21 protein-coding genes are annotated in these 20,313 nt (G+C 60.9%); 19 read left to right on the top strand and 2 right to left on the bottom strand.

Going from position 1 to position 20,313, the window contains the following annotated elements; genetic code table 11:
• Window positions 1-90: 90 nt before the first annotated feature.
• Window positions 91-3,399: a ribonuclease E gene (rne, locus tag ACYAR8_RS03485; protein ID WP_463579087.1), complete on the bottom strand. Its 3,309-nt coding sequence runs from the start codon at window positions 3,397-3,399 to the stop codon at window positions 91-93.
• A 713-nt stretch (window positions 3,400-4,112) separates the two neighbouring features.
• On the opposite strand from rne, the gene rluC reads away from it, so the two are divergent.
• The 3 genes from rluC to sppA are packed head-to-tail and all read left to right on the top strand — an operon-like array spanning window position 4,113 to window position 6,742.
• Window positions 4,113-5,072, top strand: coding sequence for a 23S rRNA pseudouridine(955/2504/2580) synthase RluC (rluC, locus tag ACYAR8_RS03480; RefSeq protein ID WP_463579086.1), 960 nt, complete (start codon window positions 4,113-4,115; stop codon window positions 5,070-5,072).
• Window positions 5,062-5,742 (top strand): HAD-IA family hydrolase, encoded by a 681-nt coding sequence (locus ACYAR8_RS03475; protein ID WP_463579085.1) that lies wholly within the window; start codon window positions 5,062-5,064, stop codon window positions 5,740-5,742. The genes rluC and ACYAR8_RS03475 overlap by 11 nt, the downstream gene beginning before the upstream one ends.
• Before the next feature lie 7 nt (window positions 5,743-5,749).
• Window positions 5,750-6,742 (top strand): signal peptide peptidase SppA, encoded by a 993-nt coding sequence (gene sppA, locus ACYAR8_RS03470; protein ID WP_463579084.1) that lies wholly within the window; start codon window positions 5,750-5,752, stop codon window positions 6,740-6,742.
• Between the two features lie 61 nt (window positions 6,743-6,803).
• Here sppA and ACYAR8_RS03465 read toward each other — a convergent pair whose 3' ends face one another.
• Window positions 6,804-7,382, bottom strand: coding sequence for a Maf-like protein (locus ACYAR8_RS03465; RefSeq protein WP_178086316.1), 579 nt, complete (start codon window positions 7,380-7,382; stop codon window positions 6,804-6,806).
• A gap of 106 nt (window positions 7,383-7,488) precedes the next feature.
• On the opposite strand from ACYAR8_RS03465, the gene ACYAR8_RS03460 reads away from it, so the two are divergent.
• From ACYAR8_RS03460 to ACYAR8_RS03385, 16 genes are all read left to right on the top strand, one after another.
• Entirely contained in the window at window positions 7,489-8,016 is a 528-nt protein-coding gene (locus ACYAR8_RS03460) for a YceD family protein (RefSeq protein WP_074888135.1), read from the top strand.
• Window positions 8,017-8,029: 13 nt separating this feature from the next.
• Window positions 8,030-8,212, top strand: a complete 183-nt coding sequence (gene rpmF / locus ACYAR8_RS03455) for a 50S ribosomal protein L32 (RefSeq protein WP_003179396.1) — start codon at window positions 8,030-8,032, stop codon at window positions 8,210-8,212.
• Window positions 8,213-8,216: 4 nt separating this feature from the next.
• Window positions 8,217-9,224, top strand: coding sequence for a phosphate acyltransferase PlsX (gene plsX, locus ACYAR8_RS03450; protein WP_074888133.1), 1,008 nt, complete (start codon window positions 8,217-8,219; stop codon window positions 9,222-9,224).
• 138 nt (window positions 9,225-9,362) lie between these two features.
• Window positions 9,363-10,301 (top strand): ACP S-malonyltransferase, encoded by a 939-nt coding sequence (gene fabD / locus ACYAR8_RS03445; RefSeq protein ID WP_108120320.1) that lies wholly within the window; start codon window positions 9,363-9,365, stop codon window positions 10,299-10,301.
• A gap of 15 nt (window positions 10,302-10,316) precedes the next feature.
• Window positions 10,317-11,054, top strand: a complete 738-nt coding sequence (gene fabG / locus ACYAR8_RS03440; RefSeq protein WP_074888127.1) for a 3-oxoacyl-ACP reductase FabG — start codon at window positions 10,317-10,319, stop codon at window positions 11,052-11,054.
• A 186-nt stretch (window positions 11,055-11,240) separates the two neighbouring features.
• Entirely contained in the window at window positions 11,241-11,477 is a 237-nt protein-coding gene (acpP, locus tag ACYAR8_RS03435; protein WP_016973676.1) for an acyl carrier protein, read from the top strand.
• A gap of 107 nt (window positions 11,478-11,584) precedes the next feature.
• The gene (fabF, locus tag ACYAR8_RS03430; protein ID WP_074888124.1) at window positions 11,585-12,829 is read left to right on the top strand and encodes a beta-ketoacyl-ACP synthase II; all 1,245 of its coding nucleotides are present in this window, start codon (window positions 11,585-11,587) and stop codon (window positions 12,827-12,829) included.
• Window positions 12,826-13,644, top strand: a complete 819-nt coding sequence (gene pabC / locus ACYAR8_RS03425) for an aminodeoxychorismate lyase (RefSeq protein ID WP_463579083.1) — start codon at window positions 12,826-12,828, stop codon at window positions 13,642-13,644. The genes fabF and pabC overlap by 4 nt, the downstream gene beginning before the upstream one ends.
• A gap of 3 nt (window positions 13,645-13,647) precedes the next feature.
• Complete coding sequence (gene mltG / locus ACYAR8_RS03420) at window positions 13,648-14,913, top strand: endolytic transglycosylase MltG (protein WP_463579082.1); 1,266 nt, start codon at window positions 13,648-13,650, stop codon at window positions 14,911-14,913.
• 43 nt (window positions 14,914-14,956) lie between these two features.
• The gene (gene tmk / locus ACYAR8_RS03415; protein WP_074888113.1) at window positions 14,957-15,601 is read left to right on the top strand and encodes a dTMP kinase; all 645 of its coding nucleotides are present in this window, start codon (window positions 14,957-14,959) and stop codon (window positions 15,599-15,601) included.
• Window positions 15,594-16,580 (top strand): DNA polymerase III subunit delta', encoded by a 987-nt coding sequence (locus ACYAR8_RS03410; protein WP_463579081.1) that lies wholly within the window; start codon window positions 15,594-15,596, stop codon window positions 16,578-16,580. Before tmk ends, ACYAR8_RS03410 begins: the two co-directional genes overlap by 8 nt.
• 43 nt (window positions 16,581-16,623) lie before the next feature.
• Window positions 16,624-16,980, top strand: coding sequence for a PilZ domain-containing protein (locus ACYAR8_RS03405; protein ID WP_037011754.1), 357 nt, complete (start codon window positions 16,624-16,626; stop codon window positions 16,978-16,980).
• Between the two features lie 15 nt (window positions 16,981-16,995).
• Window positions 16,996-17,781, top strand: coding sequence for a TatD family hydrolase (locus ACYAR8_RS03400; protein ID WP_074888107.1), 786 nt, complete (start codon window positions 16,996-16,998; stop codon window positions 17,779-17,781).
• A gap of 483 nt (window positions 17,782-18,264) precedes the next feature.
• Window positions 18,265-18,939 (top strand): TetR/AcrR family transcriptional regulator, encoded by a 675-nt coding sequence (locus ACYAR8_RS03395; RefSeq protein WP_074888105.1) that lies wholly within the window; start codon window positions 18,265-18,267, stop codon window positions 18,937-18,939.
• Between the two features lie 116 nt (window positions 18,940-19,055).
• On the top strand, window positions 19,056-19,661 hold the full coding sequence (locus ACYAR8_RS03390; protein WP_074888102.1) for a DUF4823 domain-containing protein: 606 nt from the start codon (window positions 19,056-19,058) through the stop codon (window positions 19,659-19,661).
• Window positions 19,662-19,671: 10 nt separating this feature from the next.
• Window positions 19,672-20,235 (top strand): DUF1285 domain-containing protein, encoded by a 564-nt coding sequence (locus ACYAR8_RS03385; RefSeq protein ID WP_463579080.1) that lies wholly within the window; start codon window positions 19,672-19,674, stop codon window positions 20,233-20,235.
• The last annotated feature ends 78 nt before the right edge of the window (window positions 20,236-20,313 follow it).

Here is a 20,313-nt window from a genome sequence, read left to right as displayed (position 1 = left end):
GCCCAACCGCGCTAACTTCCACACTCCTAAACGCCAGGCATAAAAAAGCCCCACCTGCTCACACAGGTGGGGCTTTTCATTTACCGGCGATTAAACGAGCGGCTTAGGCTCATCCGAGGCTTGCGCCTCTTTCTGCTGACGCTCGGCTTCCAGACGACGGCGGCGAACTTCACGAGGATCGTTCGGTGCACGGCCATTGCTGGCAACCGGAAGCGCTGGCGTCTCTTCAGTCACAGGTTCTGCAACCGGCGCCTGAGGAGTTTCGACCGCCACTGGTGCGGCGACGATTTCCGGTGCTGCGGTCTGAGCTGGCGCTTCGACGGCTGGCGCGATGACCGGTTCAGCCGCTACAGGCTGTTGGGCAGCCGGTTCAACCACTGTCGGCGCATCGATTTCCGAGGCCTTGGCCTGCACGGGCTCTGCAGCTTGTGCAGGTTCAGTAATCTGAACGAGCTCAGGTGCTTTGACAGGCTCTGCCGCCTCAACAGGCTCCACGACGTGAACCGGCTCAGCGACGGCCACTTCAACGACCTCGTGGACCGGTGCAGAAGCCGGAGCTTCCATGAACGCGGGCACGTCAACAGCGACCGGGATCTCGGCACTGGCTGGCGCGTCGTTCGATTCGGCTTCAGCAGCTGCTTTCACCTGACGTTCGAACGGGCTCAGCGAGGCGTCGAATGTGGCCACTTCAACTTCCGGCATCACCGAACGCTTGGCTTCAGGCGCAGGGGCCTCGACGACCGGTGCTTCTGGCGCTGCTTCGAAAGCCTGAGCGGCCGGTGCAGCGTCAGTCGCGCTTGCGTCAACCGATGCGGTGGCGCGTTCAGCCTGGCGGTGGGCATCGGCTTCGGCAGTGGCGCTGATAACGCGCTCCGCTACGGCAGCAACGCTTGCACTGGCGGCGACATTGCCGCGGTCGGCGTTCGCGTGCACTTCGTCATGGGACTCATGACCGTGCTCGTTGCCTTCGCCGTTAATGGCTTCAGAACCTTCTGAACCCTCAACGCCTTCGCTGCCTTCGATTTCATTGCCGTTGGCATCACGCTGACGCTCGCGACGGTTGCTGCGACGACGCTGACCGCGTGAACGACGACGAGGGCGATCGCCTTCGGCGTGCTCCTGGTTGTCATCCTGTTGCTCTTCGGTGGTCAGCAGGGTTTCGTCTTCGACAGCAACAGGAGCCTGTTCAGCGCGTGGTTGGCGCTCTTCACGCGGCGCACGTGGCTGACGCTCTTCACGCGGGGCGCGCTCAGGGCGTTCTTCGCGGGGCAGATTGACAGCCGGAGCGGCATCGATCGGCTCACGCAGTTCACGCACACGCTCTTCACGAGGCTTGCGGTCTTCGCGCGAGGTACGTGGTTGACGCTCTTCGCGTGGCGCACGGGCCGGACGCTCTTCGCGTGGTGCAGTGGTTTCGTCACGGGTTTCACGCGGCTCGCGCGCTGCACGCTCTTCACGAGGCGCGCGCTCCTCACGTGGGGCACGTTCTTCACGAGGTGCGCGTTCTTCGCGATCGGCACGCGGCGCACGTTCTTCACGCGGCTTGCGTTCCTCGTCACGGCGACCGTTACGGCTGCGGCTCTGCTGACGGCCATTACGGCGCTCGTCGTTGCGCGCAGGACGCTCGGCAGCCGGTTTTTCGACCACGGCGGCAGGCGCGGGAGCAGGCTCTTCCTTGGAAGCGAACAGGCTGACCAGCGATTTCACCAGACCTTTGAACAGGCTTGGCTCGTGGGCGACCGGTGCGGGGGCAGCGGCAACCGGCGCAGCGGCTTCAACCGGAACCGGTGCATTGGCGCGGGCCGGGGCGGTCTTGACTGCCGCTTCCTGGCGAACCAGGGTGCGGGTAGCGGCGGCAGGCGGTGCCACTTCTTCCACTTCAGCAGCAGCGGCAGCGATTTCATAGCTGGTCTGCAGGCTGTGAGCTTCCGGACTGTCATCACGCAGACGCTGCACTTCGAAGTGCGGCGTCTCGAGATGGTCGTTCGGCAGGATGATGATGCGCGCGCGGGTGCGCAGTTCGATCTTGGTGATCGAGTTGCGTTTTTCGTTGAGCAGGAACGCAGCGACCGGGATCGGCACTTGAGCACGCACTTCGGCAGTGCGGTCTTTCAGCGCTTCTTCTTCGATCAGGCGCAGGATGGCCAGCGACAGCGATTCAACGTCACGGATGATGCCGGTGCCGTTGCAACGCGGGCAGACAATGCCGCTGCTCTCGCCCAGGGAGGGACGCAGACGCTGACGGGACATTTCCAGCAGGCCGAAGCGCGAGATGCGACCGACCTGAACGCGGGCGCGGTCGGCCTCGAGGCTTTCACGGACCTTTTCTTCCACGGCGCGCTGGTTCTTGGCCGGGGTCATGTCGATGAAGTCGATGACGATCAGGCCGCCGATGTCGCGCAGACGCAGTTGACGGGCGATTTCCTCAGCCGCTTCAAGGTTGGTCTGCAGGGCGGTCTCTTCGATGTCGCTGCCTTTGGTGGCGCGCGCCGAGTTGATGTCGATGGACACCAGGGCTTCGGTCGGATCGATGACGATGGAGCCACCGGAAGGCAGTTCGACGACGCGCTGGAAGGCGGTTTCGATCTGGCTTTCGATCTGGAAACGGTTGAACAGCGGAACGCTGTCTTCGTAGAGTTTGATCTTGCTGGCGTACTGCGGCATCACCTGACGAATGAACGTCAGCGCTTCTTCCTGGGCTTCGACGCTGTCGATCAGCACTTCGCCGATGTCCTGGCGCAGATAGTCGCGGATGGCGCGAATGATGACGTTGCTTTCCTGATAGATCAGGAACGGCGCGGAGCGGTCGAGGGAGGCCTCTTTGATCGCGGTCCACAGCTGCAGCAGGTAATCGAGGTCCCACTGCATTTCTTCGCTGCTGCGGCCAAGACCGGCAGTACGAACGATCAGCCCCATGTCGGCAGGGGCGATGAGGCCGTTCAGCGCTTCACGCAGTTCATTGCGCTCTTCGCCTTCGATACGACGCGAGATGCCGCCGGCGCGCGGGTTGTTCGGCATCAGGACCAGGTAACGGCCTGCGAGGCTGATGAACGTGGTCAGGGCCGCGCCCTTGTTGCCACGCTCTTCTTTCTCGACCTGAACGATGACTTCCTGGCCTTCGCTCAGGACGTCCTTGATGTTGACGCGGCCTTCAGGCGACTTCTTGAAGTATTCGCGGGAGATTTCTTTCAGCGGCAGAAAGCCGTGACGCTCGGAGCCGAAGTCGACAAACGCGGCTTCAAGGCTGGGTTCGATACGCGTGATCCGGCCTTTATAGATGTTGGCCTTCTTCTGTTCGCGGGCCCCGGATTCGATGTCCAGGTCGTAGAGGCGCTGGCCGTCTACCAGCGCAACACGCAACTCTTCGGGTTGAGTTGCGTTAATCAGCATTCTTTTCATGTAGTACCGTCGGTTTCCGGGCTGCCGGAAACGGCGTTCGGCACACACGACTTCTCACGGTCGGTGTCAGGGCACGTCAGGAGTGCTTGAACACTCCAGTGTCTAACGAGGTTCGGCCAGCGGGGCCGAGTCGCGACGACGTTCCTGCTTGCTGTGGTGACAAATGACACCCTGTCAGCAAAAGCTTTGTCAGGAGGAGGAATCAACCATCGGTAGCGGACGATATGAAGCGTCTTGAATAAAGCCTTGTGCTACACAGTCCGACGGTTGTGCGTCTCCACCCCACACGTATCCCTGATAATTCGGGTGCTGCCGCGCGCTGAATCCGCAGCGGGTTGCATTTATCGCAATCTTCCATGGGAAGTTCGCGCGTCATGGCTCAAATAAGGCGTGGTTTCCGAAGCATTCGCCCGGAGCGACTGCCAGCGACTGCACTTTGTGAACTGGCCTTGAACGTGGGCCTCGATGGCGAGTGACTCACTCTGCGATCGGGCTTGTTTCAGGCCTCATGTCACCTGCGCTCGTTACGCTTGCATATCTTCCGTTGTCACCGAAAGCCCCGTAGGACGGCCTCGCGCCCTCGTGAATTGCGTTGGGCAGGGCCGGTTGTCATACCGTTTGTCCGCTGTCCAGGCCGCTTTTGGCGGCGTTCGCGACTATAGCAGCAATCATTAAGTGCTTCAAATCCATAAAAAATTGTTATGATTTGCGCCATGACAAATATCACCCCCCCAACCCCCGGCGTCCGGCTGGTAGAGGTTGCGCCGGAATTTGCCGGTCAACGCATCGATAACTTTCTGATCACGTACCTCAAGGGCGTTCCCAAGACCTTGATTTACCGCATTTTGCGCAAGGGCGAAGTGCGTGTGAACAAGGGCCGGATCAAGCCCGAGTACAAGCTTCAGTCGGGCGATGTCGTGCGCGTGCCGCCCGTTCGCGTGCCTGAGCGCGACGAGCCTGTGCCGGTTGCCCAGGGTTTGCTGCAGCGTCTTGAAGCCGCCATTGTCCACGAAGACAAAGGCCTGATCGTCCTCAACAAGCCCGCTGGCATCGCGGTTCACGGCGGCAGCGGATTGAGCTTTGGCGTCATCGAAGCCTTTCGTCAGCTGCGTCCCGACGCCAAGGAGCTGGAGCTGGTCCACCGCCTGGACCGTGACACCTCCGGGCTGTTGATGATCGCCAAGAAACGCAGCATGTTGCGTCACCTGCATGAGCAGTTGCGCGGCGACGGCGTCGACAAGCGCTACATGGCGCTGGTCCGTGGCAACTGGCCGACCGCGCAGAAGCAGGTCCGTGCGCCGTTGCTCAAAAGCAACCTTCGCTCCGGCGAGCGCATGGTCGAGGTCAACGAAGAGGGCAAGGAGGCGCTTACCCTGTTCAAGGTCCTGCGCCGCTTCGGAGACTTCGCCACCATGGTCGAAGCCCGGCCCATCACCGGCCGCACCCACCAGATTCGCGTGCATGCCTTGCATGCCGGTCACTGCATTGCCGGTGACCCCAAGTACGGTGATGAGGATTTCAGTCGCGAGATCCGTGACCTCGGCGGCAAGCGCCTGTTCCTCCATGCGTATGCCCTGACCGTGCCGCTGCCGGATGGCGGCGAGTTGAAACTCGAAGCGCCCGTCGACGAGATGTGGGCCAAGACCGTGGAGCGACTGCTGCTTGCGCCCTGATTACGAACTGCTGATCTTCGACTGGGACGGCACGCTGTCCGATTCCGTCGGTCGTATCGTCGATGCGATGCAGGCCGCCGCGCAGCTTGCCTTTCGCCCGGTCCGTGATGATGAAGCAATCAAGGGCATCATTGGTCTGGGCTTGCCGGAGGCGATTCGCACGTTGTACCCGGACATCACTGACAGCGACCTGATCGATTTCCGGCAACACTACGCCGACCATTACATGGCGATGGACGTCGAGCCGTCGAAGCTTTTCGAAAGTGTCCGTGAGTCGCTGGAGGCGTTCCGTGCCGAGGGTTATCGTCTGGCGGTCGCCACCGGCAAGGCCCGGCGGGGTCTGGATCGTGTCCTCAAGGCCCATGGCTGGGGCGACTTCTTCGACGCCACGCGCGCAGCGGACGAAACGGCCAGCAAGCCTGATCCGCTGATGCTCAATGAAATCCTGCAACATTGCGGCGTCAGGCCTGAAAGGGCCCTGATGGTTGGCGATGCTTCATTCGATCTGTTGATGGCACGTAACGCCGGAATGGATTCAGTGGCTGTCGGGTACGGCGCGCAAACGCTAGGCTCTCTGCTTCAGTACCAGCCGCGTCTGGCGATCGAGCACTTTTCCGAATTGCGCACCTGGTTGGGTGCGCGGACTGCTGAAACTTCGTTGTTGGGGTAAATGATCTATGTCGGACGAATGGAAGTCTCCGTCTTCGCCAGAGCGCGATGACGCAGGGGATGCAAAAAGCTGGAAACTGCTGGAAAAGACCCTGCTCGCCAGCGTGCAGGAGCAGCGCCGGTCGCGGCGCTGGGGGATCTTCTTCAAATCCCTGACCTTTCTTTATCTGTTCGGCGCGCTGGCGTTGTTCTCGCCGCTGATGGATTTCGGCAAGGGCGGTTCACGCAGCACCAGCCACACCGCGCTGATCGAAGTGAAGGGCATGATCGCTGACACCGAGGCCGCGAGTGCCGACAACATCGTTGGCAGTCTGCGGGCAGCGTTCGAAGACGAAAAAACCAAGGGCGTGATTCTGCGCATCAACAGCCCGGGCGGCAGTCCGGTGCAGTCCGGCTATATCTACGATGAAATCCGCCGTCTGCGTGCGCAGAAGCCGGACATCAAGGTGTATGCAGTGATCACTGATCTCGGAGCGTCCGGTGCGTATTACATCGCCAGCGCCGCCGACCAGATCTACGCGGACAAAGCCAGTCTGGTGGGTTCGATCGGTGTCACCGCGGCCGGTTTCGGTTTCGTCGGCACGATGGAAAAGCTCGGTGTTGACCGTCGTACCTATACCTCGGGCGAGCACAAGGCATTCCTTGACCCGTTCCAGCCGCCAAAGCCTGACGAGACTGCGTTCTGGCAGGGTGTTCTGGACACCACCCACAAGCAGTTCATCGCCAGCGTGAAGGCGGGTCGCGGTGACCGCCTGAAAGATAAGGACCATCCGGAGTTGTTCTCGGGTCTGGTCTGGACGGGTGAGCAGGCAGTGGGCCTGGGTCTGGTCGATGGGCTAGGCAGCGCCAGCTACGTGGCGCGAGATATCATCGGCGAGAAGGAGATGGTCGATTACACGGTTAAAGAGTCGCCGTTCGATCGTTTCTCTAAAAAGATGGGCGCCAGCGTCGCCGAGCAGATCGCGATGTGGGCAGGCTTCAACGGGCCGTCCCTGCGCTGATCGTTACAGTCTTGATGTGTGATGAGAAGCCCGGCCATTGGTCGGGCTTTTCGCATCTGCATTACGGTAACTCGATGCCTTCGTTCATCAGCATGTCTACCAGGCGTATTAAAGGAAGGCCGATCAGACTGGTCGCATCCGGGCCTTCAGTGCTGCGGAACAGGCTGACGCCCAGTCCCTCGGCCTTGAAACTGCCTGCGCAGTCGTAGGGTTGCTCGGCGCGGAGGTAGCGGCTGATGCGAGTGTCGTCCAGTTGGCGCATGTGCACGGTGAAGGGCACGCAATCGACTTGGCACTGACCTGTGTGGCTGTTGAAGAGCGCAAGGCCGGTGAGGAAGGTGACACTGTTGCTGCTGCTCGCCTTCAACTGCTCCAGCGCACGCTCGAACGTATGCGGTTTGCCGAGGATCTGCTCGCCGAGCACTGCCACCTGGTCCGAGCCGATAATCAGGTGGTCGGGGAATTGTTCGGCCAGTGCCATGGCTTTCTCGCGCGCCAGGCGGGTGACAAGGTCGATTGCCGGCTCGTTTGGCCGACGGCTTTCATCGATGTCGGGCGACGCGCAGACGAATGGCAATCGCAGGCGGTCGAGCAATTCGCGGCGATAGGGAGAGCTGGAAGCAAGGAGAAGAGGCAGCATGGGTGGCTCCGTAACATGAAAGTCGAGTGTAATCAGCGGCTCCGGTGGCGAACAGGCCTGAATTTCCTTTGACAGTCGCAAGGGTCGTCCCTAGAATGCTGCGCCTATGTTGAATGACCCGATTCCACCTCACGTTGACCCGCGCAAATTAGCTGATCGTGGCACTACTCTTCAGGGAGAGATGCTGCTGGCTGATTTGGAGAGACTCTGCGACCCGCTTGCTGACAATCTCGGTACGGTGCAGGCGAAATTCGTTTTTGAGCGAGACGAGCAGCGAGCTGTGGTTATCCACAGTGAAATTGACGTCGAAGTCAAAATGGTTTGCCAGCGTTGTCTTGAGCTGGTCACCTTTCCGATCCACAGCGAATGCAGTTATGCGGTGGTGAAGGAGGGTGCAAACACCCAGTCGTTGCCGAAAGGCTATGACGTGCTGGAACTCGGCGAAGATCCCATGGATCTGCTGGCTTTGATCGAGGATGAGCTTCTGCTCGCCTTGCCCATTGTTCCAACTCATGATCCGAAAGAATGCCAGCCGCCGGCGGACCTTAATGAGTCCGAGCCGAGCGAGGACGAGGTAACGCGGTCCAACCCGTTCAGTGTATTGGCGCAGTTAAAGCGTGACCCAAACGTTTAGGAGTTAATCAATTATGGCTGTTCAGCAGAACAAAAAATCCCGCTCTGCCCGTGACATGCGTCGTTCCCACGACGCTCTCGAGGCTAGCACTCTGTCTGTAGAAAAAACCACCGGTGAAGTTCACCTGCGTCACCACGTATCGCCAGAAGGCGTATACCGTGGCCGTAAAGTGATCGACAAGGGCGCTGACGAGTAATTTCTTGTCTGCTCCGGTCATCGCGATCGACGCAATGGGCGGGGACTTCGGTCCCCGCAACATTGTTCAGGCCAGCATTGCCTGCCTGCTTGCTACTCCCTCGTTACACCTGACCCTCGTCGGTCAATCCTCCCTTCTTGAAGAACTCATCGCACGCCACTCTGGTGTCGATCGCTCGCGCCTGCACGTCGTGCACGCCAGTGAAATCATCACCATGGATGAGCGTCCGTCCCAGGCCTTGCGTGGCAAGCCTGATTCGTCGATGCGTGTTGCGTTGGGGCTTCTCGCTGAGGGCAAGGTCCATGCCTGCGTCAGCGCAGGTAATACCGGTGCCTTGATGGCGCTGTCCCGATTCGTGCTGAAAACCCTGCCGGGCATCGACCGCCCAGCCATGGTGGCTGCGATTCCGACGCAGGGCGGTTATTGCCAGTTGCTGGATCTGGGCGCGAACGTGGATTGCACCGCCGAGCATCTTTATCAGTTCGCCGTGATGGGTTCGGTAGCGGCGGAGGCGCTGGGTGTGGTGCGACCCAGAGTCGCACTGCTGAACGTCGGTACCGAAGACATCAAGGGCAATCAGCAGGTCAAGCTGGCGGCCAGTCTGCTACAGGCTGCACCTGGGCTGAATTACATCGGCTTCGTCGAAGGCGATGGGTTGTATCGGGGTGAGGCAGATGTCGTGGTCTGCGATGGCTTCGTCGGCAATGTGCTGCTGAAGTCCAGCGAAGGCCTGGCAATGATGATTGGCGAGCGCATCGAGCGGCTGTTTCGCCGCAACGTGCTGTCGCGGCTGGTGGGTTTGATGGCAAGGCCTGTACTCGGCAGGCTCAAGGCCGATCTGGCCCCGGCGCGGCACAACGGCGCCAGCTTTCTCGGTCTGCAGGGCATCGTGGTAAAGAGCCACGGCTCCGCCGATGCGCAGGGGTTCCAGAGCGCGATACAGCGGGCGCTGATCGAGATTCAGGAAAACCTGCCGCAGCGCTTGCGCGGTCGTCTGGACGATCTGCTTTAAGGCTTCGACGGGCGTCTTGGGCTAGAATGTGACGCCTGTGACCGCATGGTCATCCAACTGTCCATCGCAACACATTGAATTACCTCGCGTTCGGCCCGCCGGACGCTCATTTTGACGAGAATAATCAGGGGCTTGTTAATGTCTGCTTCCGTCGCATTTGTCTTTCCGGGCCAGGGCTCGCAGTCCCTCGGCATGCTGGCCGAGCTGGGCGCGCAGCATCCGCTGGTGCTGGAGACGTTCAAAGAGGCTTCCGCCGCTCTGGGCTACGACCTCTGGGCGTTGACCCAGCAGGGCCCTGAAGAGAGCCTCAACCAGACCGATAAAACCCAACCTGCCATCCTCACCGCATCGATCGCCTTGTGGCGTCTGTGGCTGGCGGAAGGCGGCGTGCGCCCGGCGTATGTCGCCGGTCACAGTCTGGGTGAGTACAGCGCGCTGGTTGCGGCCGGCAGCCTGACCCTCACAGACGCGGTGAAGCTGGTCGAGCGCCGTGGTCAGTTGATGCAGGACGCCGTGCCTGCGGGGCAGGGCGGCATGGCGGCCATTCTGGGTCTGGACGATGCGGTGGTTATTGATGCCTGTGCCGAAGCCGCTCAGGGCGATGTGGTCAGCGCGGTGAATTTCAATTCGCCCGGACAAGTCGTGATAGCCGGTGCCAAGGCCGCCGTGGAGCGTGCCATCGAAGTGTGCAAGGCCAAAGGCGCCAAGCGTGCCTTGCCGCTGCCGGTCAGCGTGCCTTCCCATTGCGAGCTGATGCGCCCGGCGGCGGAACGCTTCGCTGAGGCGATCGCAGCCATTGACTGGCAGGTCCCGCAGATCCCGCTGGTGCAGAACGTCACCGCCAGTGTCGTCTCCGACCTCGAGACGCTGAAAGCCGATCTGCTGCAGCAGCTCTACAAGCCGGTACGTTGGGTCGAATCGATCCAGACGCTGGCCGCCCAGGGCGCCCTGCAACTGGTCGAGTGCGGCCCGGGCAAGGTCCTCGCTGGATTGAACAAGCGTTGCGCCGATGGCGTGGCCACCCACAACCTCAATACCCCAGACGCCTTCGCCGCCGCTCGTGCGGCGCTGGCCTGATTAGGAGACGCCTGCATGAGTCAGGGTAAAGTTGCACTTGTCACCGGCGCGAGCCGTGGCATTGGCCGGGCGATCGCCCTTGAACTGGGTCGTAACGGCGCCATTGTCGTAGGCACGGCGACGTCCGAGGCCGGCGCCGAGAAGATCACCGCTTATTTCAAGGAAAACGGCATCGAAGGTTTCGGCCTGGCGCTGGACGTAGGCAATAACGAGTCCGTTACCAGTGTTCTGGCGCAGATCACCGAGCGCGTCGGAGCGCCGTTGATCCTGGTCAACAACGCCGGGATCACGCGTGACAACCTGATCATGCGGATGAAGGATGACGAGTGGCATGATGTCATCAACACCAACCTGAACAGCCTGTTTCGCCTGTCCAAGGGCGTTCTGCGCGGGATGACCAAGGCGCGTTGGGGCCGGATCATCAGCATTGGTTCGGTGGTGGGTGCCATGGGCAACGCAGGTCAAGTAAACTACGCAGCCGCCAAGGCGGGTCTGGAAGGCTTCAGCCGTGCCCTGGCACGTGAAGTCGGGTCGCGCGCAGTGACGGTCAACTCGGTAACGCCGGGTTTCATCGACACCGACATGACGCGCGAGCTGCCGGAAGCACAGCGTGATTCCCTGACGGCACAGATTCCTCTGGGCCGACTGGGGCAGGCAGAAGAGATCGCGCATGTTGTCGCTTTTCTTGCCTCAGAAGGTGCAGGCTACGTTACCGGGGCTACAATCCCCGTTAACGGCGGCATGTACATGTGACCGGTCGTATCGAAAAAATGTCATACGGGCTGTCTAAAATCCGTTATAAAGCTGAAATCTTTTAAGGGGCAGAGAGCTGTTGGGCGTAGCGGGAATTGCGTTTAGCTTGAAATGCGCAAAACCTCTTCTATACACTTACCCATCGGCCAGCTGCCTGAATTTGTCCACTAGGAGTTAAAACACGGTATGAGCACCATCGAAGAGCGCGTCAAGAAAATCGTTGCCGAACAACTTGGCGTCAAGGAAGAGGAAGTCACCAACAGTGCTTCTTTCGTTGAAGACCTGGGTGCCGACTCCCTTGATACCGTTGAGCTGGTAATGGCTCTGGAAGAGGAATTCGAGACCGAAATCCCTGACGAAGAAGCCGAGAAGATCACCACTGTTCAAGCGGCTATCGATTACGTTACTGCCCACCAGGCGTAAGATTTTGTAATCGTAGCTTGCTGTCCTGGAGAAACCGCACTGCCCCTGGCGTGCGGTTTTTTCTTTGAATAGGGCAGCGTTTCATCAATAGAAGAAAGGAGAGTCCTGTGTCGCGTAGACGCGTCGTGGTCACCGGTATGGGTATGCTGACGCCTTTGGGCACGGATGTGCCGAGCACCTGGCAAGGCATTCTGGCTGGCCAGAGTGGCATTGGGCCTATCGAACACACGGACCTGTCCCAATACACCACCCGCTTTGGCGGCTCGGTGAAGGGATTCAACGTCGAGGAATACCTGTCGGCCAAAGAGGCCCGCAGACTCGACCTGTTCATCCAGTACGGGCTGGCTGCCAGCTTTCAGGCCGTGCGCAATTCCGGTATCAAGATCGACGACACCAATCGCGAGCGCGTTGGCGTAGCGATGGGATCGGGCATCGGGGGCCTCACCAATATCGAGAACACCAGCCGGCTGATGCATGAGCAGGGCCCAGGCAAGATCTCCCCGTTCTTCGTGCCGGGGTCGATCATCAACATGATTTCCGGGTTCCTGTCGATCCATCTCGGCGCACAGGGCCCCAACTACGCGATCGCCACCGCGTGCACGACGAGCACGCACTGCATCGGCATGGCCGCGCGCAACATCGCCTACGACGAAGCCGACGTGATGATTGCCGGCGGCGCTGAAATGGCGGCCTGCGGTCTGGGCATGGGCGGCTTTGGCGCCTCGCGCGCGCTGTCTACCCGCAACGATGAGCCTGAGCGCGCCAGCCGTCCGTGGGACAAGGGCCGCGACGGGTTCGTGTTGTCCAACGGTGCTGGCGCCATGGTCCTCGAAGAACTCGAGCACGCCAAAGCGCGTGGCGCGACCATTTATGCCGAGCTGATCGGCTTCGGCATGAGCGGCGACGCGTTCCACATGACCTCGCCGCCCGATGACGGCGCCGGTGCTGCGCGCTGTATCACCAATGCCCTGCGCGATGCCAAGATCCGTCCCGAAGACGTGCAATACATCAACGCCCACGGCACCTCGACGCCTGCGGGCGATCTGGCTGAAGTCAGCGCCATCAAGAAGGTGTTCGGCGAGCACGCCTACAAGCTGGCCGTCAGTTCGACCAAGTCGATGACGGGCCATCTGCTGGGCGCCGCCGGTGCAATCGAGGCGATTTTCAGTGTGCTGGCGATCAAGGATCAGGTAGCGCCACCGACGATCAACCTGGACGAGCCGGACGAAGGCTGCGACCTGGACTTCGTTCCCCATGAGCCGCGCAAAATGCCGATCGACGTGGTGATCTCCAACTCCTTCGGTTTCGGTGGCACCAACGGCTCGCTGGTCTTCCGCCGGTACGCCGAATGACCGTGAGCTGGATCGATGGCCTTTCAGCTGACTCCCTAGCCGTCAAGGATCGGGGGTTGGCGTACGGCGATGGTCTCTTCGAGACCGTCCTCGTCAAGGCCGGACAGCCATTGCTCTTCCAGCGTCATTTGCAGCGTCTGGCACTGGGTGCGCAGCGCCTTGCGTTGAATCTCGATCTGGCGCTGGTCGAGGAGGAGTGCTGGCGCTTCGCCGCTCAATTGGGTGAAGGCGTGATGAAGCTCATCGTCACCCGGGGCGACGGCGTGCGTGGCTATGCGCCCGTTTCTGACGCGCTGCCGCGACGCATCCTCCAGGCAGGTCCGCTGCCGGCTTACCCTGAAAGTCATGCAGAGCAGGGCATCAAACTGTTCGCCTGTCAGACCCGTCTCGCCGAGCAGCCGCTGTTGGCAGGGCTCAAGCACCTTAATCGTCTTGAGCAAGTGATGGCCCGTGGGGAATGGCAAAGTGCCGACTACGCCGAAGGGTTGATGCGGGACGTGTCGGGGCGCATCGTCGAAGCTGTCTACAGCAATCTGTTTATGGTCAAGGGCGGGGTGTTGCTGACGCCGGACCTGCGGCGCTGTGGCGTAGCCGGTGTGATGCGGGCCGAGATTTTGGCGCTGGCGGAGCGGGAGAACATGCCAGCCCGCGAGCTGGAGCTGCAGATGTCCGACCTGCAAAAAGCCGATGAGGTATTTGTCTGCAACAGCGTATACGGCATCTGGCCCGTGCGTGGCGTCGAGCATCTGAACTGGCCGGTTGGGCCGCTGACCCGTAAACTCCAACACCTTGTTCGCGGGCTTCTGGATATCTGATTCGTGATCCGAAAATTACTCGTCTTGCTGGAAACAGGTGTGGTTCTGGCGGGGCTGTTGCTGGGTGTGGCTTATTGGCAGCAGAACAGCGCGCTGCACCAGACCCTCAATCTGACCCAGGAACAACTTCTGGATGTGCCGTCGGGCTCGTCGCCGACCGGCGTGCTGAATCGGCTGCAAGCCGACGGCGTCATCAAGGATGCGTTCTGGCTGCGGCTGTACTGGCGCTTCAATCTGCAGAGTCAGTCGCTGCACAGCGGCGAATACCGCATGGCGCCCGGCATGAACGCCGAGTCTCTGCTCGACCTCTGGCAAAAAGGTGAAGTGGTTCAGTACAGCGTCACCCTGGTGGAGGGCTGGACATTCCGTCAGGTGCGCGCGGCGTTGGGCAAGCAGGTCAAGCTTGAGCAAACGGCGAGCGACCTCAGCGACACCGAGTTGATGGCGAAGCTGGGGCATCCGGACGTGTTCCCCGAAGGCCGGTTTTTCCCCGACACCTATCGCTATGTGCGCGGCATGACCGACGTCGAGCTGCTCAAGCAAGCTTACAACCGTCTGGATGAAGTGCTTCAGGAGGAATGGGAGAAGCGCGCCGCCGAGGTGCCGTACAGCGATCCTTATCAGGCGCTGATCATGGCGTCGCTGGTGGAGAAGGAAACCGGCGTGCCCCAGGAACGCGGCCAGATTGCCGGCGTGTTCGTGCGTCGCTTGCAACAGGGCATGTTGCTGCAGACCGATCCGACCGTCATTTACGGCCTCGGCGATCGGTACAACGGCAAGATCACCCGGGCGTTGCTGAAAGAGCCTACGCCGTACAACACCTATGTCATCTCCGGATTGCCGCCAACGCCGATCTCCATGGTCGGGCGTGAAGCGATCCATGCGGCGATGCACCCGGTGGCCGGCAACAGCCTGTACTTCGTGGCAAGAGGGGACGGCAGTCACGTATTCTCCGCCGATCTGGATGCGCATAACGCGGCGGTGAAGGAATTCCAGCTCAAGCGTCGCGCGGACTACCGTTCCAGTCCGGCGCCTGTCGCTGCACCGGCGTTGCCAGCGGAATCCGTCGGCAAGCCTGCGTCCGAGCAGCCGCCAGATCCGCAACGTATCGATCCGCAGGCGACACAGTCCAAGCCTGAAGAATCCAAGCCTGAAGAGGCCAAGTCTGAAGAGCGTAAGGGCGCAGCGCCGGACGCGAGCGAACCGTCGCCGAAACCCCAGACAGACGCTGCAGCTCCGTCGCCCCCAGCCAGTGACCCCGGCGAATGACAACCGCGAGCACACTCGCCATGAATCTGATCAAGGACTGCCCGTGACCGGCTTGTTTATTACCCTGGAAGGCCCCGAAGGCGCGGGCAAAAGCACCAACCGCGACTATCTGGCCGAACGCCTGCGCAGTGAGGGCATTGATGTCGTCCTGACCCGCGAACCTGGCGGTACGCCGTTGGCCGAGCGTATCCGCGAGCTGCTGTTGACGCCCGGTGACGAGCAGATGTTCGTCGATACCGAGCTGCTGCTGATGTTCGCCGCCCGCGCGCAACACCTCGCGGCTCTGATCCGTCCGGCGCTGGCGCGGGGCGCTGTGGTGCTTTGCGATAGATTCACCGATGCCACGTACGCGTATCAGGGAGGCGGTCGAGGCCTGCCCATCGAGCGCATCGCCGTGCTGGAAGATTTCGTTCAGGGCGCGCTGCGTCCGGATCTGACCCTGGTGTTCGATCTGCCCATCGAGATCGGCCTGGCCCGCGCATCGGCCCGTGGTCAGCTCGACCGCTTCGAGCAAGAGGGCCGGGCGTTCTTCGATGCGGTCCGCAGCACCTACCTTTCCCGCGCGGCCGCGGCGCCCGAGCGTTATCGTCTGGTGGACGCGGCGCTGCCGCTGACTGAAGTGCAAGCGTCCCTTGATGTACTGGTTCCCGATTTGATCGCGCTGCTGGCGGCTCGCCGGCATGGCTGAGGCTTACCCCTGGCAGCACGGCCTGTGGCAGCAACTGGCAGGCCGCAAGCAGCATGCGCACGCCTATTTGCTGCACGGCCCTGCTGGCATCGGCAAGCGGGCGCTGGCCGAGCGTTTGATGTACTTGCTGTTGTGCCAACGCCCGGCAGGCCTTGAAGCCTGCGGTCAGTGCAAATCCTGCTCGCTGCTGGCGGCCGGCAGTCACCCTGATCATTACGTGCTGGAGCCTGAAGAAGCCGACAAGGCGATCAAGGTCGATCAGGTGCGCGACTTGGTCAGTTTCGTGGTGCAGACCGCGCAGATGGGCGGGCGCAAGGTGGTGCTGATCGAGCCGGTCGAGGCGATGAACATCAACGCGGCCAACGCCTTGCTGAAAAGTCTGGAAGAGCCCTCGGGGAACACCATTCTCTTGCTGGTCAGCCATCAGCCAAGTCGGCTGTTGCCTACGGTGAAGAGCCGTTGCGTGCAACAGGCGTGTCCGCTGCCCAGCGATGCCATGAGCATCGCCTGGCTGGCCGACGCACTGCCCGACTGCACAGAGCAGGAGCGCGCCGATCTGCTGACCCTCGCGGCCGGTTCGCCATTGGTCGCGGCCAAGCTGCACGCCCAGGGCGTTCATGAGCAGCGGGCGCTGGTGGTGGAGGGCGTTAAAAAGCTGCTCAAGGGCCAGCAATCGCCAACCCAGCTGGCCGAAGGCTGGAAAGACATTCCGTTGTTGTTACTGTTCGACTGGTTCTGCGACTGGTCGAGCCTGATCCTGCGCTATCAACTGACCCAGGACGAAGAGGGCCTCGGCCTGACCGACATGCGCAAGGTCGTGCAGTACCTGGCGCAGAAATCGTCCCAGCGCAATGTGCTGGCGATTCAGGACTGGGTGTTGCTGCAGCGCCAGAAGGTCATGTCAAAAGCGAACCTGAACCGGGTTTTGTTGCTCGAAGCATTATTGGTGCAGTGGGCAGGCCTGACCGGACAGGGTTAGACTGGCCAGCTGCATGACATCATGCATTGCCTGAGGAAACGAGATGAGCGTGCCACTGAGTCCAGGTCCACGTAACGGCATTCTGTCCCTGACCATCAAGGACAAGTCCGTCCTGTACGCCGCGTACATGCCGTTCATCAAAAACGGCGGCCTGTTCATTCCCACCAGCAAAAGCTACAAGCTGGGCGATGAAGTGTTCATGTTGCTCAACCTGATGGACGAGCCTGAAAAGATTCCGGTTGCCGGCAAGGTCACCTGGATCACGCCGAAGGGCGCTCAGGGGAACCGCGCCGCTGGCGTTGGCGTGCAGTTCAACGATGGCGACAACACCGCCCGCAACATGATTGAAAACTACCTGGCCGGAGCTCTGAAATCCGACCGTCCTACCCATACGATGTAAGTTGCCCCCGCCGCCATGCTTGTAGATTCCCATTGCCACCTTGACCGCCTCGACCTCAGCGCCCACGACGGCTCCCTCGATAACGCCCTGCAAGCGGCGAGAGAGCGGGGCGTCGGGCATTTTCTGTGCATCGGCGTCAGCGCTGAAAATGCCGGTGCCGTAAAAGCGCTGGCCGACCGCTACGACGACGTCGACTGCTCGGTCGGCATTCACCCGCTGGACCTCAAGCCCGGCGAGGCGCCTGCGCTGGAGTGGCTGCTCGGCGAGCTGAATCATCCGCGCGTAGTGGCCATCGGCGAAACCGGTCTGGATTATCACTACGAACCTGAGGCTGCCGAGGTGCAACAGGCCTCGTTCCGGCTTCATCTGCAAGCGGCCAACGTGACCGGCAAGCCGGTAATCGTCCATACCCGTGGTGCCCGGGCCGACACACTGGAGCTGCTGCGTGAGGCCGCTCTGCCTCAGGCCGGCGTGCTGCATTGCTTCACCGAAGACTGGGACATGGCCAAGGCCGCGCTGGATCTGGGGTTCTATATCTCGCTGTCCGGCATCGTCACCTTCCGCAACGCCGACGCGCTGCGGGACGTCGCCAGCAAAGTGCCTGCCGACCGGCTGCTGGTCGAGACCGACTCGCCTTACCTGGCGCCGATCCCGTATCGGGGCAAGCCCAACCTGCCGCAGTACGTGCGTGAAGTGGCCGAGTTTCTGGCGATGCTCCGTGGCGAGACTTACGAGCGTTTTGCCGAGCAGACCAGCGAGAACTTCAAGCGGCTGTTCCCGCTGGCACGCGTCAAGGGCTGATTCGCCCGGAAGCGTGGCGCTGCCTTTCAATCTTTGATGCTTGCCACGCCCTGACGCTCCGCAAATCGCGGGCAAAAAAAACCCGGGTTCTGGGGGGTGAATCCGGGTTAAGACCATTAGGAGTAAACAAGGACGCGCTATCCATAGGTGTCCTTACCAACGCTGGCACTTGGGGGAGATACTGCGTTGGCGAATATAAGTATTGGCTATAATTCGCAGGCGTCCAGCCGCGTGCTGTACGATTTTTAAACAGTTTTGGAATACCTGACGCGCTGCTGATACCGCAATTCCACGGATGCTCCGAATTTTTGACCGCCCACCCCATCCCGCCAAAAAACAAGACTGGCAAGGCCTCGTGCGTTTCCTTTTTGCGTGCTGACGGCTAAATGCGTCAGAAAACGGATACAGGTCGGATGATCCGTGCATTCTTCTGCGGGATAGGCATAATGCCGCTTCCGATTTCCGAATCCACAGTCCCCTCCTATGCAGAAAGAACCTCGTAAAGTCCGTGAGTTTCGCCGCCGTGAGCAGGAGATTCTCGACACCGCGCTCAAGCTGTTCCTCGAACAGGGCGAAGACAGCGTTACCGTCGAGATGATCGCGGACGCCGTGGGTATCGGCAAAGGCACCATCTACAAGCATTTCAAATCCAAGGCTGAGATCTACCTTCGCTTGATGCTCGACTACGAGCGTGATCTGAACGAGCTGTTGCATTCGGCGGATGTCGACAAGGACAAGGAAGCACTGTCCCGCGCCTACTTTGAGTTCCGCATGCGCGACCCACAGCGCTATCGCCTGTTCGACCGGCTCGAAGAGAAAGTCGTCAAGGGCAATCAGGTCCCGGAGCTGGTCGAGGAGCTGCACAAGATCCGCGCCTCGAACTTCGAACACCTGACCTTGCTCATAAAAGGCCGGATCTCCGAAGGCAAGCTGGAAGACGTCCCGCCGTATTTCCATTACTGCGCCGCCTGGGCGTTGGTGCATGGCGCGGTGGCGTTGTACCACTCGCCGTTCTGGAGCAATGTCCTCGAGGATCAGGAAGGTTTCTTCCAGTTCCTGATGGACATCGGCGTGCGCATGGGCAACAAGCGCAAGCGTGATATCGATCATACGCACGAGGCCAAACCCGACGCCCGGCCCGATCCGGCGGCTGAGTAAAGCGCGGTATGTAAAACCGATTCGGCAAGCCAGACAGTCTCCACCTCCGACATGGCGCAAAAGCTGCATTAACCGGCCATTCGCCGGTTTTCCGTCGCCGGACTTTGGAGATAAACATGCGTAGCCTGGTTTTACTGCTGGCTCTACTGGCGTTGAGTGGCTGCATGCACGTCAGCGATCTGGCACAAGGCGCTCACGATGAGCTCAGTGACGCCGGGCTGCTGGATCACAGTTCGACCCGTCGGTTGAACAACTTCCGCGTGCAGCCCGACTCGTTCATCTATATCGCCCAAGGGGCCTTTGCTCCGCGTGGCGGTGCCTACCCGCGGTCCAACGTCGTGGCCGAAGAAGCCTTCAACGGGTTTATCGAATACTTCCCGATGGTCCGCCGCGCTCGCGCCCCGGAAGGTCTGGATGACGCGATGAATGAGGCCCGGGCCGCTGGCGCGCACTATCTGCTGTACACCCGTTTCGCCAAGGCCGACGACCGCATCGGTACGTTTGACGAGTGGTCGGACCAGGAAGCGGTTGACCGTCTCGGCATCGACAACGGCGTTATCCAGTTGATGCTGATCGAAACCAACACCCGCTATCTCATCGATTCGGCACGCATTCACCTGCGTGGTGGTCTGCTGACTTTGTACGACACCAAGCCCGAGGATTTGCTAGGCCCCCCGATGGAAGCTTACGCTCGGGGTTTGCTGGGCGTCGAAGCCCGCTGAGGAGTGGCGTATGAGTGGGCAGGACAAAGCCAACGATCTGTTGGCCCAGATTGCCAAGAGCGGCAAGGGCTTGCCGCCGGTGCACCTGTGGAACCCGGATTTCTGCGGTGACATCGACATGCGCATCGCTCGCGATGGCACCTGGTTTTATCTGGGCACGCCCATTGGTCGCAAGCCGATGGTGCGGCTGTTTTCCACCATCATTCGCCGTGACGGCGACGACTACTTTCTGATCACTCCGGTCGAGAAGGTCGGCATCAAGGTCGACGACGCTCCATTTGTGGCGGTGCTGCTGGACGTTGAAGGCAGCGGAGAGTCGCAGTTGCTGCGATTCACCACCAACGTCGAGGACGTGGTGGCGGCGGGGGCTGATCACCCGTTGCGTATCGACCTCGATCCGCAAACCCAGGAGCCGGCGCCCTATGTTCATGTGCGCAACAACCTCGAAGCGCTGATCCACCGCAATGTGTTCTATCAGTTGGTCGACCTTGCTGTGGTGCGTGAAATCGACGACCAGCGCTGGCTGGGGGTGTGGAGCGGTGGCCAATTCTTCCCCCTCGGTCTTGAGCCCTGATCGATCCCTTTCAATGTGGCTACTCACTTGCGGCCAATTGCCTGACTGGCACCGGGCAGTTAAAGTGCCGCCCCCCGA

This window comes from Pseudomonas sp. HP_01, from assembly GCF_055284355.1.
This window is presented reverse-complemented; position numbering and strand designations above follow the sequence as displayed.